The sequence below is a fragment of the Winogradskyella marincola genome, assembly GCF_029624125.1.
GTDB lineage: Bacteria > Bacteroidota > Bacteroidia > Flavobacteriales > Flavobacteriaceae > Winogradskyella > Winogradskyella marincola.
Genome location: NZ_JARSBN010000002.1, coordinates 1 through 16,697, shown reverse-complemented (window position 1 = coordinate 16,697; position 16,697 = coordinate 1). Strand labels below are relative to the sequence as shown.

The 16,697-nt window shown below is 33.5% G+C and carries 17 protein-coding genes; 14 read left to right on the top strand and 3 right to left on the bottom strand.

Translation table 11 applies throughout. The features are described from left to right. Positions 1-22: 22 nt before the first annotated feature. The 13 genes from P7122_RS03385 to tsaB all read left to right on the top strand — a co-directional run bounded on the left by P7122_RS03385 (position 23) and on the right by tsaB (position 11,776). Entirely contained in the window at positions 23-1,024 is a 1,002-nt protein-coding gene (locus tag P7122_RS03385; protein WP_278004372.1) for a cytochrome c oxidase subunit 3, read from the top strand. A gap of 22 nt (positions 1,025-1,046) precedes the next feature. Further along, the gene (locus P7122_RS03380; protein ID WP_278004371.1) at positions 1,047-1,493 is read left to right on the top strand and encodes a cytochrome C oxidase subunit IV family protein; all 447 of its coding nucleotides are present in this window, start codon (positions 1,047-1,049) and stop codon (positions 1,491-1,493) included. Between the two features lie 69 nt (positions 1,494-1,562). Then, entirely contained in the window at positions 1,563-2,273 is a 711-nt protein-coding gene (locus tag P7122_RS03375; protein ID WP_278004370.1) for a hypothetical protein, read from the top strand. After that, positions 2,266-3,003 (top strand): SCO family protein, encoded by a 738-nt coding sequence (locus P7122_RS03370; RefSeq protein WP_278004369.1) that lies wholly within the window; start codon positions 2,266-2,268, stop codon positions 3,001-3,003. The genes P7122_RS03375 and P7122_RS03370 overlap by 8 nt, the downstream gene beginning before the upstream one ends. Before the next feature lies 1 nt (position 3,004). Further along, positions 3,005-3,550, top strand: a complete 546-nt coding sequence (locus tag P7122_RS03365; RefSeq protein ID WP_278004368.1) for a DUF420 domain-containing protein — start codon at positions 3,005-3,007, stop codon at positions 3,548-3,550. Between the two features lie 2 nt (positions 3,551-3,552). Further along, complete coding sequence (locus P7122_RS03360; RefSeq protein WP_278004367.1) at positions 3,553-3,786, top strand: hypothetical protein; 234 nt, start codon at positions 3,553-3,555, stop codon at positions 3,784-3,786. 122 nt (positions 3,787-3,908) lie between these two features. Continuing rightward, positions 3,909-4,610 carry an ABC transporter ATP-binding protein gene (locus tag P7122_RS03355; protein ID WP_278004366.1) on the top strand — a complete coding sequence of 234 codons (702 nt, stop codon included), beginning with the start codon at positions 3,909-3,911 and terminating at the stop codon, positions 4,608-4,610. After that, positions 4,603-5,847 carry an ABC transporter permease gene (locus tag P7122_RS03350; RefSeq protein WP_278004365.1) on the top strand — a complete coding sequence of 415 codons (1,245 nt, stop codon included), beginning with the start codon at positions 4,603-4,605 and terminating at the stop codon, positions 5,845-5,847. The genes P7122_RS03355 and P7122_RS03350 overlap by 8 nt, the downstream gene beginning before the upstream one ends. A 1-nt stretch (position 5,848) precedes the next feature. Continuing rightward, a complete protein-coding gene (locus P7122_RS03345) occupies positions 5,849-7,108 on the top strand; it encodes an ABC transporter permease (RefSeq protein ID WP_278004364.1) in 1,260 nt (419 codons plus the stop codon). A 22-nt stretch (positions 7,109-7,130) separates the two neighbouring features. Further along, positions 7,131-8,291, top strand: a complete 1,161-nt coding sequence (locus tag P7122_RS03340) for an efflux RND transporter periplasmic adaptor subunit (protein WP_278004363.1) — start codon at positions 7,131-7,133, stop codon at positions 8,289-8,291. Positions 8,292-8,424: 133 nt separating this feature from the next. Continuing rightward, entirely contained in the window at positions 8,425-9,765 is a 1,341-nt protein-coding gene (locus tag P7122_RS03335) for a TolC family protein (RefSeq protein WP_278004362.1), read from the top strand. 8 nt (positions 9,766-9,773) lie between these two features. Continuing rightward, the gene (locus tag P7122_RS03330; protein WP_278004361.1) at positions 9,774-11,087 is read left to right on the top strand and encodes an efflux RND transporter periplasmic adaptor subunit; all 1,314 of its coding nucleotides are present in this window, start codon (positions 9,774-9,776) and stop codon (positions 11,085-11,087) included. A 17-nt stretch (positions 11,088-11,104) separates the two neighbouring features. Continuing rightward, entirely contained in the window at positions 11,105-11,776 is a 672-nt protein-coding gene (gene tsaB, locus P7122_RS03325) for a tRNA (adenosine(37)-N6)-threonylcarbamoyltransferase complex dimerization subunit type 1 TsaB (RefSeq protein ID WP_278004360.1), read from the top strand. Here the strand turns inward: tsaB and P7122_RS03320 are convergent. The 3 genes from P7122_RS03320 to P7122_RS03310 all read right to left on the bottom strand — a co-directional run bounded on the left by P7122_RS03320 (position 11,773) and on the right by P7122_RS03310 (position 13,820). Beyond that, positions 11,773-12,585 (bottom strand): mechanosensitive ion channel family protein, encoded by an 813-nt coding sequence (locus tag P7122_RS03320; protein ID WP_278004359.1) that lies wholly within the window; start codon positions 12,583-12,585, stop codon positions 11,773-11,775. The genes tsaB and P7122_RS03320 overlap by 4 nt on opposite strands. A 68-nt stretch (positions 12,586-12,653) precedes the next feature. Then, positions 12,654-12,854 carry a dodecin family protein gene (locus P7122_RS03315; protein ID WP_278004358.1) on the bottom strand — a complete coding sequence of 67 codons (201 nt, stop codon included), beginning with the start codon at positions 12,852-12,854 and terminating at the stop codon, positions 12,654-12,656. Positions 12,855-12,917: 63 nt separating this feature from the next. Continuing rightward, entirely contained in the window at positions 12,918-13,820 is a 903-nt protein-coding gene (locus P7122_RS03310; protein WP_278004357.1) for a NifU family protein, read from the bottom strand. 184 nt (positions 13,821-14,004) lie between these two features. Here P7122_RS03310 and P7122_RS03305 point away from each other — a divergent pair. Beyond that, a partial coding sequence (locus P7122_RS03305; RefSeq protein ID WP_278004356.1) for an FIDD domain-containing protein occupies positions 14,005-16,697 on the top strand: 2,693 nt, incomplete at its 3' end.

The following is a 16,697-nucleotide window of genomic DNA, read 5'->3' as shown; positions in this document are numbered from 1 at the left end:
TCTTAAAATTTAAATAATTTCTATGGATTCTACAGTAGCAAATACTGGCACAGAAGAAAAAACTTGGGGAGGAGGAAATAAGCCTCTAAAAGCAAGTTATGGTAAAATGATGATGTGGTTTTTTATCGTTTCTGATGCATTAACTTTTTCAGGTTTTTTAGCCGCTTACGGCTTTTCTAGATTTAAGTTTATTAAAGAATGGCCAATTGCCGATGAAGTGTTTACTCACGTTCCGTTTTTACATGGGCAAGAGTTGCCAATGATTTACGTTGCGTTTATGACATTTGTTCTTATTATGTCTTCTGTAACTATGGTATTAGCTGTAGATGCAGGTCATCATATGAACAAAGCCAAAGTAACCGTATACATGTTTTTAACCATTATTGGTGGTTTAATATTTGTTGGTTCTCAGGCTTGGGAATGGGCAACATTTATACAAGGAGACTATGGTGCAGTACAGACTAATGGTGGTAATATCCTGCAGTTTGGTGAGTATGTAACTGTAGATGGCAAAGAAAAATTCAAAAGAGTATCTATAGAAGATATTGCGGTTGTAGAAGAAGGTGTAAGAGCACAGCACGAACGTAAAAACGGTTTATGGTTTGTTGGTGAAGAAGCATTGCCACCTTACTCTGTAAGCGAAATCTACAATGGTCTTGCTGCAAACGAAAATATTAGAGTAAGAACTCAGGAAATAAACGCGGAAGGTGAAAAAACTGTTTTGTCTAGAGAGGAATCTCTAAGACAAATAAAAGAACATGGAAAGTTAGTAGTTAAAGGTGCTAACTTAGTAGTTAACGAATACGGTACATCCTTATTTGCAGACTTTTTCTTTTTCATAACTGGATTTCACGGATTTCACGTTTTCTCTGGTGTAGTAATTAATATCATTATCTTCTTTAATGTTGTTTTAGGAACATACGAAAGAAGAGGTAGCTACGAAATGGTAGAAAAAGTTGGACTTTATTGGCACTTTGTCGATTTAGTTTGGGTATTTGTATTTACATTCTTCTACTTAGTTTAAAATATAGAATAGTTAATAAATTATGGCACACGAACATAAATTAGAGATATTTAGAGGGCTTTGGAAATTTAAATCCAATACACAAAAAATTTGGGGTGTTTTAGCATTCTTAACATTTGTAACTGCTGTAGAAGTTGTACTAGGTATTTACAAACCAGAAATTTTAATGCACACTTGGATAGATCCTTTTAAGGGAGGGTTCTTTGCAACAATTGGTAATATAATTTTATCGCCATTTGTATATATGAAGCCTCTAAACTTAATATTTATCCTTCTTACAATCGTTAAAGCATATTACATCACTTGGGATTTTATGCACATGAGAGATGAAACCAAAGGGCTAAGAAGATCTGTGGTTTGGACAGGAGTTTTCTTAATCTGCTACTTAATATTCATCTTATTGCAAGAAGGTGGTTATGTATTTAGTGTATACAATGCAGAAGATGCTTTGATTACTAGAGATTTTTAAACTCAAAAATATTGAGTTAAATGATATTAAAAGGTGGTTTTTCTAAACCACCTTTTTTATTTTTGTATTATGGAATTAAGCAGCGGAAAACGCAACATCGTCTTAGGTATTTTATTCTTTTTGCCAGTAGCATTTATACTAGTAATGTTGCTTTCTAAGGATAATTATAATCCATTAGATATCGTTAAAGAAGGTATTAAAGAACTACCTGCCAATGAAAACGAGATTCAACTAAAAGATCATATTACTATTTTATCTTTTTTAGGTAAAAAGCCAATGGATAATTCTACTGCAGCTTTTAATCTTAAAGAATTGGTATACGACCGAAGTAAAGGATTTAAAACTTTTCAAGTCGTTATGTTGTTGCCACACGAAGCTAAATCCGAAGCAGAAACATTACTAAAGGAAATTAAGACTTACGAAGATTTAAAATTTTGGCACCTAGTTTATACTAATGAGTCTAATATTAAAAGCATTTTTAATAGCTTAAAGTCAGAACAAACATTAGATAACAATCTTTCTTCAAGTATGGTTTTTATAGTAGATAGAGATTTAAACCAAAGAGGAAGATTAGACGATAGAACAGATAAAGAGATAGAATCAAATGCGTCAGTTTATAGCTTGTATAGTTATGATTGTGTAGAAGTTGCTGAGCTTAAAAACAAAATGGCAGCAGAAGATATGAGAGTGCTTTTTAAAGAATATAGAGATAAGCGCAAAGGAGAGTTTGATGATTCTAATCAAAGAAGAAATAAAGATTTAAAACAAATCAATGAGTAAAAAGGCTAACTATTCATATGTAGGTATTGCTTTTATCATTTTAGTTTTTGGTATCATTTTTATACCAAAGATTATAAATAGAGTAAGCAATAATGATATTACAAGAGACGAAAGCAGAAGCGAAGATGTATCAAAGAAAGCTTCGGATTTAGCATATATTCCGTTAGATGGAAAAAATAGAACAGTGCCAGAGTTTAGTTTTACAGACCAAAATGGTAACACTGTTACTAACAAGGATTATTTAGGTAAGGTCTATGTTATAGAATTCTTTTTTACAACCTGTCCAACGATTTGTCCAATAATGAATCGTAACCTAGTAAACGTACAAAATCACTTCAAAGATTTTGAAAATTTCGGTGTAGCTTCATTTACCATAAATCCAGAAATCGATACTCCCGAAGTTTTGAAAGCTTATGCCAAGTCGTACGGAATTACAAATCCTAACTGGCATTTAATGACAGGAGATGAAGATGCTATTTACAAGCTAGCCAATCAAGGTTTCAATCTATATACTGGAAAAAATGATGATGTAGAAGGTGGCTTTGAACATTCAGGTAATTTTGCTCTAATAGATAAAGAAGGATATATAAGATCTAGAAGAGATAATTTTGGAAACCCTTTATTGTTTTATAATGGTTTAATTTCTGAAGAAGAAGGAGAAGATGATGAAGGAATTCCGCAAGAAATTACAATTCTAAAAGAAGATATTGCTAAACTATTGAAAGAATAATATGAGTAATGTAGATTTAGATCAGGAAAAAAAGTACAATAAGTGGATAGTTGTATTGTCAGTGGTAATACCAATTGCAGTAGCAGCGCTTTTTGGAATTAATCTTCGAGAATTAGGTTTCGATGTAGAGCCACTAACGATGTTGCCTCCAATTTATGCTGGCATTAATGGGTTAACAGCAATTGTACTTATAGTTGCCGTAATAGCAATTAAAAATAAAAACAGGAAACTACACGAAAACTTAATGAAGTTTGCCATAGCATTATCTGTAATGTTTTTAGTAATGTATGTGGCGTATCATATGACGAGTGATTCAACAAAATTCGGTGGAGAGGGAGCTATAAAATATATATATTACTTTATCCTAATAACGCACATTTTACTCTCTGTTGTCATTATACCATTTGTGCTTATCACCTATGTAAGAGCTATAACTAATAATATAGAGCGTCATAAGAAAATAGCTAAAGTAACGTTTCCTATGTGGTTGTATGTTGCAGTAACAGGTGTTGTAGTATACTTTATGATTTCGCCTTATTACATTTAATAATGAAACAAAAAATAACCTTTCTAATAATGTCACTTTTCTTTTTTCTAAGAACAAATGCGCAGTGTGCTATGTGTAGAGCAGTGTTAGAAAGTGGAGAGGATCAATCTGCAGCAGAAGGCATCAATGATGGCATTATGTTTTTAATGGCAGTACCTTATATTCTGGTAGCTGTTATAGGTTTTTTTGTATACAAGACTTTCAATAATTCTAAAAAGTCAAATAAAACAGTTTAATAATTGTAACAATTCTTTAAAATTTTAGTCTATATCATAGGGTTTGTAAAGAAGTCTTAACAATTTGTTGGCACAAAAGCCTCCTAGATTTTCTTAAACTTGTATGTGTTAACCAACCAATTATGATTCAGATTAAAGATTTACATAAGTCTTACCATATGGGAAGCAATTCGCTTCACGTGTTAAAAGGAATAAATTTTAATGTAAATGAAGGTGAGCTAGTCTCCATAATGGGTTCATCAGGATCTGGTAAATCTACTTTGTTAAACATTTTAGGAATGTTAGATGAAGCAGACTCAGGTCAATATATTCTGGATAACGTGCCTATTAAAAATCTTAATGAGAAGATAGCAGCCAAATACAGGAATGAATTTTTAGGATTTATCTTTCAATCCTTCAACCTTATTAATTATAAAAGTGCATTAGATAACGTTTCTATGCCATTATACTACAAAGGCGTAAAGCGGAAAGAGCGTACCGACAGAGCCATGCATTATCTAGAAAAGGTAGGCTTAGCAGAGTGGTCTCATCATCTCCCAAGTGAGTTGTCTGGAGGTCAAAAGCAACGTGTAGCAATAGCAAGAGCGTTGGCTAGCGACCCTAAAGTACTGTTAGCAGATGAGCCAACAGGAGCTTTGGATACAAAAACATCTTACGAAGTAATGGAGCTTATTCAAGGCATTAATGATGAAGGCAAGACAATACTTATTGTAACACACGAAGATGATATAGCACATATGACTAAGCGTATTGTAAACCTTAGAGATGGTGTTATTATAGACGATAGCACTGTAGAACAAGTTAGGGCATCAGCACATGTTTGATTTAGAGCGTTGGCAAGAAATATTTGAAACTTTACGAAAAAATAAACTTCGTACATTCTTAACTGGTCTTTCAGTAGCATCAGGAATTTTTATTTTAGTTATCCTTTTAGGCTTTAGTAAAGGGTTAGAAAATGGTGTTAAGTCTCAGTTTGAAAGAGATGCTTCTAATTTAATTACAGTATGGACTGGTGTTACTACAAAAGGATACAAAGGCCTTAATCCAGGGAGATATGTTCAAATGAAAAATGAAAATTTTGACTTCATTTCTCAGAAATACAAAAGTAATATAGAGCACGAAACAGCTATATTTTCTATTTGGGGAGCAGAGATTACCTATAAAAACGAAAATGTAAATTATCAGGTTAGAGGTGTTATGCCAGATCATCAGTTTATTGAAAATGCTGATATGGAAACTGGTAGATTTGTTAACGAAACAGATGTAGAAGAAACCAGAAAAGTAGCTGTTATTGGCAAAAAACTTAGGCAAGATCTGTTTAAGGATGAAGACCCGATAAATAAAGAAATAAAAATCTATGGAATAAGTTTTAAGGTTGTTGGTGTATTTATAGATCCAGGTGGTGAGCGCGAAGAGCAACAAGCTTATATTCCATTATCTACTTCTCAAAAAGTTTTTGGAGCTGGTGATAATATTAGAAACATCCTAGTTACGGTTAAGATGTCTGATAATTTTGAAGATGCAGTTACACTATCTAATAATATGTCTACTGCTATTGAAACTGAATTAAAACAAATACATACCGTTGCTCCAGATGATACGAGTGCTGTGCGTGTATTTAATACATTAGAAGAAGCTAAAAAAATATATTCATTAATAGATACCATTCAATTTGTGTTTTGGGTTATAGGTGTGCTAACTATAATAGCAGGTGTAGTTGGTGTTGGAAATATTATGTTGATTATCGTAAAGGAGCGCACTAAAGAAATAGGTATTAGAAAAGCACTTGGAGCTTTACCATTATCAATAATAGGAATGATATTACAGGAAGCCATTTTTGTAACCATGTTTGCAGGTTTATTTGGCTTAATTTTCGGTTTAGGGCTTCTCGAAATAGTAGGACCTCAGGTTCAGCACGATTTTATAAAATATCCACAAGTAGATTTTAATATTGCTTTAAGTGCTGTTTTTGTGCTTGTTTTTGCAGGTGCAGTTGCTGGTTTTTTTCCAGCTTACAGAGCAGCAAAAATAAAACCTATTGTAGCATTAAGAGACGAATAATATGTTTAACAGAGAACGTTGGAGCGAAATATTAGAAGCCTTAAGTGCAAATAAGTTAAGAACAGCCTTAACAGCATTTGGTGTTGCTTGGGGAATCTTTGTTCTGGTTATATTATTAGCATTAACCAATGGATTAAGAAATGGAGTTACAGCAGATTTTGGTGATTTTGCTACCAACTCTATGTTTATGTGGACTCAAGGTACTTCTAAACCATATAAAGGATTGCCAAAAGGACGTTATTTTAACTATAAGATAGATGATGTTGCAGCAATAAAAAGTCAAATTCCTAATCTAAAATATGTGTCTCCACGAAACCAACTCGGAGGATTTAGAGGAGCTAACAATGTCATAAGAGGTACAAAAACAGGTGCTTTTGAAATTTATGGAGATTACCCAGAGTATATAAATCAACAACCTATGGATATACTTCAAGGGCGTTTTGTTTCATATTCTGATATTAACGAAAAAAGAAAAACCTGTGTTATAGGTACAGGTGTTATAAAAGGTTTATACGATAAAGACGAAGATCCTATAGGTACTTACATTAAGATTAATGGTGTTAATTTTATGGTTGTTGGTACATTTAAAATGAGTAATAGTCAAGGTAACCAAGAAGAAGAAGCCAATACCATTTATATTCCTTTTACCACTTTTGGTCAAGCTTTTAATAGAGGAGATAGAGTTGGTTGGATGGCTATAACAGCAAAAGACAATGTGCCAATTACAACAATTAAGCAAAAGGTTTTTGATTTAATGAAATCGAGGCACAAAGTGCACCCAGAAGACGATAGAGCTATTGGCCATTTTGATCTCGCTGAAGAATTTGGAAGAATTAATGGTCTGTTTTCAATTTTAAGTATTGTTGGTTATTTTGTAGGTATACTGGTGTTAATGTCTGGTATTATTGGGATTAACAATATTATGCTTATAGTTGTAAAAGAGCGTACAAAGGAAATAGGAATTAGAAGAGCGTTGGGAGCTTCTCCATGGACTATAAAATCTCAAATTCTTCAAGAAAGTTTATTGTTAACAACCTTGTCTGGTATGATAGGTATTACATTCGCCGCTTTTTTAATTTGGGGATTAAATACCATTTTAGACAATGCTGGTCCTACCGAAAACTTTGCCAATCCAAGCGTAAGTATGCAAGTTGTATTTACAGCATTAATAATTTTAATTGTCTCTGGGCTGGCTGCAGGATTTATTCCAGCAACAAGAGCTACCAAGATGAAACCCGTAGACGCTTTAAGAATAGAATAAATTAATTATCATCAATTAACTCATGAAAAGAACAAAAACATTAATTGCCTTACTGCTTATTGTAGTGTTATTTGTAGTTGCTTTATATTATTTATGGCAAAAAAATCAGGAAGATCCTGTGACTTATTCAACAGAGTCTCCTACAGAAGAGACCATTGTGGTTAAGACTGTAGCTACTGGTTCTATTGTGCCAAAAGAAGAGGTCTTAATTAAGCCAAATATTTCTGGTGTTGTAGACGAAGTATATGTAGAAGCAGGAGAGTATGTAGAACAAGGAGATCTAATTGCTCAGATTAGAGTAATACCAAATGTTTCAAATCTTACAAGTGCAAAAAACAGTATTTCTTCCAATCAAACGTCACTACAAACCGCAGAGATTAATTTTAATACTCAGAAAGCGATTTATGATCGTCAAAAAGCACTGTTTGATAAAGGTGTAATTTCAGCAAATGATTTCGATCAGGTAAACAATACCTTTCTTCAGGCTAAGCAACAAGTAGAGCAAGCGAGAATTAATGTTACTCAAGCGCGCCAAAATTATGATATTATTAAAACCGGAACTACTTCAGGACTTGGTAATATAGCTCAAACGCAGGTTAGAGCAACTGTATCTGGTATGGTGTTAGATGTTCCAGTTAAGGCTGGAAACCAGGTTATTGAAGCTAACAATTTTAATGAAGGAACTTCAATTGCATCATTAGCAGATGTAACTAAAATGATTTTTGAAGGTAAGGTAGATGAAAGTGAAGTCGGAAAAATAAAAGAAGGCTTACCTTTAGAGATTACTGTTGGTGCTATAGAGGACGATAAATTTGATGCAGTTTTAGATTACATTGCACCTAAAGGAGTTGAAGAAAATGGAGCTATTCAGTTTGAAATTAAAGGAACTTTAAAGAAAATGGATTCTACATTTATTAGAGCAGGATTAAGTGCTAATGCTTCAATAATTTTAGAAAAGGCAGAAAAGGTTTTAGCGATAAAAGAAGCCTTAGTGCAGTATGATGATGAAACCAAAAAACCATATGTAGAAGTTCAGATTGGAGAGCAAAAATTTGAACGCAGAGATTTAGAACTAGGTATAGGAGACGGTATATTTGTAGAGGTTAAAAGCGGTATTACCAAGGATGATAAAATAAAGGTTTGGAATCCTGTTCAAGGTGTTGAAAAATTTGCCAAACAATAATTTTAACATTTAGTGTAACACTTTATAATTTACATAGACATATAGGCATTGTGAAATGAGTCAAAAAATAAATTTCAATATATTTAATAATGACAAATTCCATCTGTCTATCAAACAATCAATAAACATACAGATGAAAAAATCAATCATAGTATTACTACTCTTTTTTGTAGCTTTTGGTCAGGCACAAGATAAAAAGTGGACACTTTTAGAGTGTGTAAATCATGCTTTAGAAAATAATATTTCTATTAAGCAAAGTGAGTTAGATACTAATCTTGCAGATATAGCAAAAAAAGATGCTATTGGTAATTTTTTACCAACTCTTAATGCCAACGGAAGTTTTGGAAGTAATACAGGTGCTAACGTAAACCCAGCAACAAACCAGTTTGAAAATAGCACGTTTGAGTCTGCTAATGGTTCAATTAGTTCTGGGATTAATATCTTTAATGGTTTAGCCAACTGGAAGACGCTTCAAAGAGCTAAGTTAAATCAAATAGCTTCGCAGTATGGATTAGATAAAATGAAGGATGATGTATCACTTATGGTTGCAAATTCTTTTTTACAAATCCTTGCTAACAGAGAGCAGTTGCGTGTTTTAAAATCTCAAAACGAAGTAACAAAAGAGAATATTAAAAACACCCAAGATCTTGTTGATGCAGGAGTGTTGCCAAGAGGCGATTTATTAGAAATACAAGCTACAAGCGCTACCCAAGAACAACAAATTATAAATGCAGAGAATGCATTGTTTATTTCTAAGCTAGGATTAGCACAAACATTACAACTTAAAGATTATTTAAATTTTGATATTGTAGATATAGACTACGGTTTAGTGTCTGCAGATATATTAGAAAAAAGTCCAGCTGAGATTGCAGAGAAAGCTAAAGAAGAAGTTAATAATGTGCTTATAGCTAAAGCTAATTTAGATTTGGCAGAAAAAGATTTAGAAATCAGTAAATCTAGCTACTATCCTACATTATCTGGTTTTGTGCAATACAACACGCGTTGGGCAAGTTCTCAAACAAATCCATTTACAGGTGAAGATATTCCATTTATAGACCAGTTATACATTTTTGATGGTACATCACTTGGATTACAACTTAGAATCCCTGTTTTTAATGGGTTTAGCGTAAGAAATAATGTTCAAAGAAGTAAAGTAGCCATAGAGCGCCAAAAATTTCAGTTAGAGCAAACAGAGTTAGACTTAGAGTCTACCGTTTATCAGGCTTATAATGATGCAAAAAACTCTAAAAAATCTTACGAAGCAGCTTTGAAAACAGAAGAAGCGCGTCGTTTAGCTTTTGAGTACGCCAAAGAACGTTATGATGTAGGTTTGTCTAATTCATTCGATTTTAATCAATCGAGAACAGCATATGAAAATGCACAATCAGACGTGGTAAGGACAAAGTATGATTATATTTTCAGACTTAAAATATTAGAATTCTATTTTGGACTTCCAATAACTGATTTAAATTAATATTAGAAATGAGTAAAACTGTAAAAATTATAATTGGTGGTGTTGTTGCTTTACTAATTTTATTAGTGACAGGTTCATCATTGGGATGGTTTGGTAAAAAAGGAAACTTTAAAGAAGTTATAGTAAAAGAAGTTGCTCTAAGAGATATAGTAGAAACCGTTTCTGCTACCGGAAAAATTCAACCAGAAGTAGAGGTTAAAATCTCTTCAGAAGTATCGGGCGAAATCTTAGAATTACCATTTAAAGAAGGTCAGGAGGTTAAAAAGGGAGATTTATTAGTAAGAGTAAATCCAGATTTAATTCAATCTGCTGTAAACCGTTCTCAAGCATCCTATCAGAATGTAAAAGCTGGATTAGAGCAAGCCGAAGCTAATCTTAAACAAGCCAAAGCAGATTACGAAAGAAGCAAGTCGCTTTTTGATAAAGGCGTAATTTCAAAAGCAGATTGGGACAGTTCTATTGCAGCCTACGAAACTGCGGTGGCTGGAAAAAATTCTGCGTACTACAATGTGCAAAGTGCAGCAGCAACTGTTAATGAAGCAAAAGACAATCTAAACAGAACAACAATCTATGCGCCAATGAGCGGTACAATTTCTAAGCTTGATGTTGAAGAAGGTGAGCGTGTTGTAGGTACGCAACAAATGGCTGGTACTGAGATTTTAAGAGTAGCAAACCTTAATAATATGGAAGTTGAGGTAGATGTTAACGAAAATGATATTGTAAAGGTAAGCATTGGAGATTCTACAATTGTTGAAGTAGATGCTTATTTGAAAAAAGAATTTAAAGGAGTAGTAACAGAAATAGCTAACTCTGCAGCAGGTAGTTTAACTGCAGATCAGGTTACTAATTTTAAAGTAAAAGTTAGAATACTTGAAGAGTCTTACAAAGATCTTACAGAAGGTAAGCCAGAGAATTATTCACCATTTAGACCAGGTATGACAGCTACGGTAGATATTATTACCAAAACAAAGAAAAATGCAGTAGCAGTGCCAATAAGTGCAATTGTAATTAAGACAGATACAAGCGCTACTAAAAAACCTTATGGTTCTAAGGCTGAGTTTGAAGAAGACGAAATTCAAAATGAAGAAGAAAAGTTTGAATGCGTGTTTATAGATGATAACGGGAAAGCCAAATTAAGAGTTGTAAAAACAGGTATTCAAGACGACTCTAATATTGAGATTATTTCAGGATTATCAAAAGACGATAAGATCATAACAGGTCCATATAATATGGTTTCAAAATCCTTAAATCCTGGTGATCTTTTAGAGTATAAAAACAAAAAGAAAACAACCTCAGGCGTAAAGGATAAGAAAGAGGAATAAATTTTAAATAGCATTTAATGGCCTTAGTACTTAATATAGAAACAGCCACAACAAATTGTTCAGTCTCTCTGTCTAAAGATGGAGAGACTTTAGTTTTAAAAGAAGATAACAGTGCTGGTTACTCTCATGCAGAAACCTTGCATGTCTATATAAAAGATGTTTTTGCAGAAGCAAACATCTCTTCTAAAGATATAGATGCTGTTGCAGTAAGCAAAGGTCCTGGGTCTTACACAGGTTTGCGTATAGGTGTGTCATCTGCTAAAGGATTGTGTTATGCTTTAAGTAAGCCTTTAATTTCGGTTTCGACGTTAGAAAGTTTAGCACATCAGGTAAAAGCTGATGATGGTGTTATTATACCTATGTTAGATGCACGTCGTATGGAAGTGTATTCAGCTATTTTTAATCATAAATACGAACAGGTTAGAGAGATTAAAGCCGAAGTGTTAACCGAAGAGAGTTATATAGACTTGCTAAAAGACAATAAGGTTTATTTTGTAGGAAGTGGTGTTGCTAAAACAAAAGAGTTGCTTAATCATCCAAATGCAATTTTTGTTGAAGATAAATTACCTTCTGCAAATGAAATGAGTTTGCTGTCTGAGTTAAAGTATAAAAAAAGCGACATCGAAGATGTCGCCTATTTTGAACCTTATTATTTAAAAGATTTTGTAGCTGTAAAAAAGAAGGTTTAACCTTCTTTTTGTATTTCTACAGAGTGTGGATAAGGTATTTCTATACCAGCTGCATCTAACGCTTCTTTTGTGTTTTCTGTAACTTCAAAGTAAACACTCCAATAATCTTCTGCCTTACTCCAAGGTCTTACTGCAAAATTAACAGAGCTGTCTGCTAATTCTAATACCGTAACAGCAGGAGCAGGCTCTTTTAATACTTTAGGGTTAGAGGTAAGCACATTCATTAAAACCTCTTTAGTTTGTTTTATGTCTGCATCATAACTTACGCCAAAAACCAAGTCTACACGTCTTGTGCCTTCAGTAGTATAATTTATAATATTGCCATTAGACAACGCACCATTAGGAATTATAATTTCTTTATTAGAAAGACCTGTTAGTTTGGTGGTAAAAATTTCTATCTCTTTTACAGCTCCGATTTCGCCTTGAGCCTCAATAAGATCTCCAATCTTAAAAGGTTTAAAAATCATTATTAAAACACCACCAGCAAAATTACCAAGAGATCCTTGCAAAGCCATACCAATAGCCAAACCAGCAGCAGCTAGTATTGCAGCAAAAGAAGTGGTTTCTACACCAACAGTGCCAAGCACAACAAGGATTAATACAATCTTAAAAATCCAATTAAGTAGGTTGAGTAAGAATTTTTTTAAGCTATCTTCATAATTAGCTTTGGTCATGGCTTTTTTTACACCTTTCATTACCATTTTAATGACCCAATTACCAATAATCCATATCAGAATTGCAGCCAAAATTTTAGGCGCAAATTCAACAATTATGTCATAACCTTTATCTATCCATTTTTGTGTTTCCATCTTGATTATTTTTTTTTGAATAAAAAACTCGGTAGTAAACCGAGTAAATTTAAAATATTGTTTTGCAATTATTTAACTTCGAATGTCAACTTTAAGTTAACTCTAAATTCTGTAACATCACCATCTTTAACAATGGCACTTTGGTCTTGTACGTATACAGAACGTATATTTTTTACTGTTTTAGATGCTTCTTTTACAGCTTTTTTAGTGGCATCTTCCCAACTTTTGTCTGAGTTAGATAATACTTCAATTACTTTTAATACTGCCATAATAATATTGTTTTATTAGATTGTATTTTTTAGAAACAATTGAAGATAAAAAGTCACATAAGTTTACCCATTAATTGCGTTAACGGTAATAGCAGTATCGTTTAACATTTCTTTTAGCATGTTTTCAATTCCACTTTTTAATGTAAAAGTAGAAGAAGGGCATCCACTACAAGCACCTTGTAGTAACACTTCTACCTTTTTTGTGTTTTCATCGTAAGACCTAAACTCAATATTACCTCCGTCACTAGCAACAGCAGGTTTAACGTATTCTTCAAGAATATTTACAATGCTTTTTGAAGTGTCGTCTAGAGCTTCAAATTTTTGCTCAATGGCTTTTTCTGTTTTGTTAAGCTGCTTAGGAGCGTCATCATTAAGTATAGTTTTACCATCTTCAACATAAGATTTTATAAACTCTCTAAGTTGAAGTGTTATTTCTTCCCATTCAATGATGTCAAACTTAGTGATGGAAATAAAGTTTTTTTCCATGAACACATTTTTTACAAATGGAAATTGAAATAAAGCAGTTGCCATTGGAGAAGGTTTGGCCTCTTCAATAGATGTAAATTCATATACATTTGGTACTAAAACTTTATTACAAACAAATTTTATAACACTTGGGTTAGGTGTGCTTTCTGCATAAACAGTAACTGCAGCTTTTGGTTTTACAGCGTCTTCTGTAACAATGATACCATCGCCAGATAAATAGTCTTCTAGTTGTGTAGCTACTTCATCTTGTACATCTGGCCAAGTAACTATATTGTAGCGCTCAATAGCTACAAAATTCGATGCAATGTATACTTTCTTTACAAAAGGTAAATAAAATAATTGCTGAGCTAGAGGAGAGTTTTTTGCTTCGTCAATGTTATTAAATTCAAAACTATTGTGATTGGTTAAAAACCGATCAGCTTCAAATTTTAAAATGGCCTCATTAGAGGTAGGAACTATTGTTATTTTTGTGTTAGGCATCTTTTTTTATGCAAAAATATGAAATATCAGCATCAATCGTTAATCATGTATATAATGTTTTGTGACCAATTTCTTAAGTCAATTCATTTTATTTGATTAAATTTCGTCCTCATTTGTAAAAACATAATGTCTAATGTTAAATTTATAATATTTTATTGTGTTTTTTAATGGATTCTAACTAGCTATGAAAAAGATATTATTTTTTACTGCACTGATGATTTCAGTTCTTGGGTATTCTCAAGACTTCTCAATGCAAGATGGGACATTTACGCGTTGTGAACCTGATAGGTTTTTTGATTCAGGTGGAGAGTTTGGTTCTTATGGAGATGACGAAAGTTTTACAACAACGATATGTGCACCAAATGCAGATGAGTTTATTATATTAGATTTTGTTGATTTTAGTACACAGTTAAATGCTGATATATTAACCATTTACGATGGAGATGATACTACAGCGCCTGTTATTGGGACATATTCTGGTGTAGCGTCTCCAGGAACTGTAATAGCGTCAACAGATAATGCTTCAGGATGTTTAACTATAACTTTTACATCTAATGGTTCGCTAAATACAACAGGTTGGGAAGCCAACATCACTTGTGCTGTGTCCTGTCAAACAATAACACCTGAGATTGTAAGTACAACACCAGCAGAAACTTTTCCGAATGTTGTTGAGATATTACCAGGAGAAACAGTTGATTTTGTAGGTGGAGCTACATTTTCAGTTGATGGTACAAATGCAACATATTCATGGACTTTTGGAGATGGTAATGTTGGTACTGGAACAAATGTGTCTAACACTTATGCAGCACCAGGTACATATTTAGTAACATTAACTGTAGAAGATGATAATCCCATAGGTTGTGATGAAAGCACAACATTTTTTGTTAATGTATTAGATCCTATAGTAACAATAAATAATTCGGCATACCCAGAATCTTCTTATACCTTAGAGGAATTGGTTGAAAATGTATTGGTTTCAGGAGGATGTTCAAGTGTAGATAATTTTGAAGTGCAAGTCAGTGGTACGCCTGGAGCACTACAAACCAAAAGTTATGGATATTTTACAAGAGGTGGTGCAGCTCCTAATTTTCCGTTTGAAGAAGGTATTGTTTTATCTACAGGTAGAGCATTTGAAGGAGGTAATCAAGATGATGGGCCAGGAACAACAGCATCAACAAATCTTGGCTTAGGAGGTGATGCAGATTTAGAAGCTTTATTCTTGCCAACGGATCCAAGTTTTAATTCTAATGATGCTACATATGTGAAGTTTAGTTTTGTGCCTACAGACACAGCAATAAGTTTCCGTTACATCATGTTCTCTGAGGAATATGATGGTAGTACAGAATGTAGTTTTGCCGATGCTTTTGCATTTTTATTACGAGAAGTAGGAACAACAGAATACACTAATTTGGCGGTATTAGATGATGGTACTCCTGTAAGTGTAACCAATATTAATAACTCTGGCACATGTACGGCTAATCCAGCTTTTTTTAATGGATATGAGTTAGGCGATACCAACTATGGTGGACGCACAATTGCTTTAACAGCAACTGCTCCTGTTACACCAAATGTAGAGTATGAGATTAAACTTGTTGTTGCTGATGAAGGAGACTCTATTTGGGATTCTGCTATATTTTTAGAAGCAGGCAGTTTTAATTTAGGAGGAGATTTAGGTGATGATGTAACTATTGCAGCTGGTACTGCAGAATGTGGTGGTACTGCAGTAACCCTAGATACGCAAGCTCCAACAGCAACACATACTTGGTATTACTCTCCTACAGATGATATTAATAATGCAACTCTTATTAATGGAGAGACAGGTTCTACAATTGATGTTATAGATGAAGGATATTATTATGTTGATGTAGTGTTTGCACCAGGATGTGAAAATTCATCAGATATTTTTGTACAGTTTAAACCAAATCCTGTCGCTAATACTGCACCAGATTTGTCTACATGTGATGCTGATGGAACAGCAGAGTTTGATTTATCAGAAAATGATGATGATGTGTTAGGAAGTCAAAACCCTGACGATTTTGTCATAACGTATCACCTTACAGAGCAAGATGCCATTGATAATGTAGGAGCTTTACCTACAAACTATACTAATGTTTCTAACCCTCAAACAATATGGGTTCGCATAGCTGATGCTTCTCAAGAATGTTTTGATACCACATCATTTCAACTCTTATTTACAGATATTACAACAGGAAGTATGATAACTCCAATACAAGTTTGTGATGGCGATACGATTGATGGAATAGGAACATTTACTTTAACAGATAGAGATGCAGAAGTTATAGGAACAAATGATCCTGACAATGTAAGTGTAACTTATCATTTAACCGAAACAGATGCTGAAGACGACCAATCACCATTAGCATCTCCTTACAACAATACAACACCAAATAGTCAGGTTATTTATGCACGATTAGAAGACAATAATAATGAGGAGTGTTATGCTGTTACTTCTTTAACCCTAGAAGTATTAGGTAATCCAACTGCAAATGCACCTATAGCTTTAGAGGAGTGTGATGACGATACCGATGGTTTTACGGTATTTACATTAAGCGATCGCGATGCTGAGGTTATAGGAGTTCAGACAGGAGTAACAGTAACGTACCATTCCACGCCAGAAGGAGCTATTGACAATACCGGAGTATTACCAAATTTATACACCAATACCACTGCAAATGCAGAAGAAGTATATGTACGTATAGAAAACGGAGCAGGCTGTTATGATACTACGACCTTGCAATTAATTGTCAACCCACTACCAGATACCATAGAAGTAAGTTCTTATGAGTTATGCGACAATGACAATTCAGGGGACGAACAAGAGCAGTTTGATTTACCGAGTAAAGACGCTGAGATATT

Excerpts from the sequence above, each read along its gene's own strand:
- P7122_RS03385 (WP_278004372.1), top strand. The coding sequence starts at position 23 with ATGGATTCTACAGTAGCAAATACTGGCACAGAAGAAAAAACTTGGGGA.
- P7122_RS03380 (WP_278004371.1), top strand. The coding sequence starts at position 1,047 with ATGGCACACGAACATAAATTAGAGATATTTAGAGGGCTTTGGAAATTT.
- P7122_RS03375 (WP_278004370.1), top strand. The coding sequence starts at position 1,563 with ATGGAATTAAGCAGCGGAAAACGCAACATCGTCTTAGGTATTTTATTC.
- P7122_RS03370 (WP_278004369.1), top strand. The coding sequence starts at position 2,266 with ATGAGTAAAAAGGCTAACTATTCATATGTAGGTATTGCTTTTATCATT.
- P7122_RS03365 (WP_278004368.1), top strand. The coding sequence starts at position 3,005 with ATGAGTAATGTAGATTTAGATCAGGAAAAAAAGTACAATAAGTGGATA.
- P7122_RS03360 (WP_278004367.1), top strand. The coding sequence starts at position 3,553 with ATGAAACAAAAAATAACCTTTCTAATAATGTCACTTTTCTTTTTTCTA.
- P7122_RS03355 (WP_278004366.1), top strand. The coding sequence starts at position 3,909 with ATGATTCAGATTAAAGATTTACATAAGTCTTACCATATGGGAAGCAAT.
- P7122_RS03350 (WP_278004365.1), top strand. The coding sequence starts at position 4,603 with ATGTTTGATTTAGAGCGTTGGCAAGAAATATTTGAAACTTTACGAAAA.
- P7122_RS03345 (WP_278004364.1), top strand. The coding sequence starts at position 5,849 with ATGTTTAACAGAGAACGTTGGAGCGAAATATTAGAAGCCTTAAGTGCA.
- P7122_RS03340 (WP_278004363.1), top strand. The coding sequence starts at position 7,131 with ATGAAAAGAACAAAAACATTAATTGCCTTACTGCTTATTGTAGTGTTA.
- P7122_RS03335 (WP_278004362.1), top strand. The coding sequence starts at position 8,425 with ATGAAAAAATCAATCATAGTATTACTACTCTTTTTTGTAGCTTTTGGT.
- P7122_RS03330 (WP_278004361.1), top strand. The coding sequence starts at position 9,774 with ATGAGTAAAACTGTAAAAATTATAATTGGTGGTGTTGTTGCTTTACTA.
- tsaB (WP_278004360.1), top strand. The coding sequence starts at position 11,105 with ATGGCCTTAGTACTTAATATAGAAACAGCCACAACAAATTGTTCAGTC.
- P7122_RS03320 (WP_278004359.1), bottom strand. The coding sequence starts at position 12,585 with ATGGAAACACAAAAATGGATAGATAAAGGTTATGACATAATTGTTGAA.
- P7122_RS03315 (WP_278004358.1), bottom strand. The coding sequence starts at position 12,854 with ATGGCAGTATTAAAAGTAATTGAAGTATTATCTAACTCAGACAAAAGT.
- P7122_RS03310 (WP_278004357.1), bottom strand. The coding sequence starts at position 13,820 with ATGCCTAACACAAAAATAACAATAGTTCCTACCTCTAATGAGGCCATT.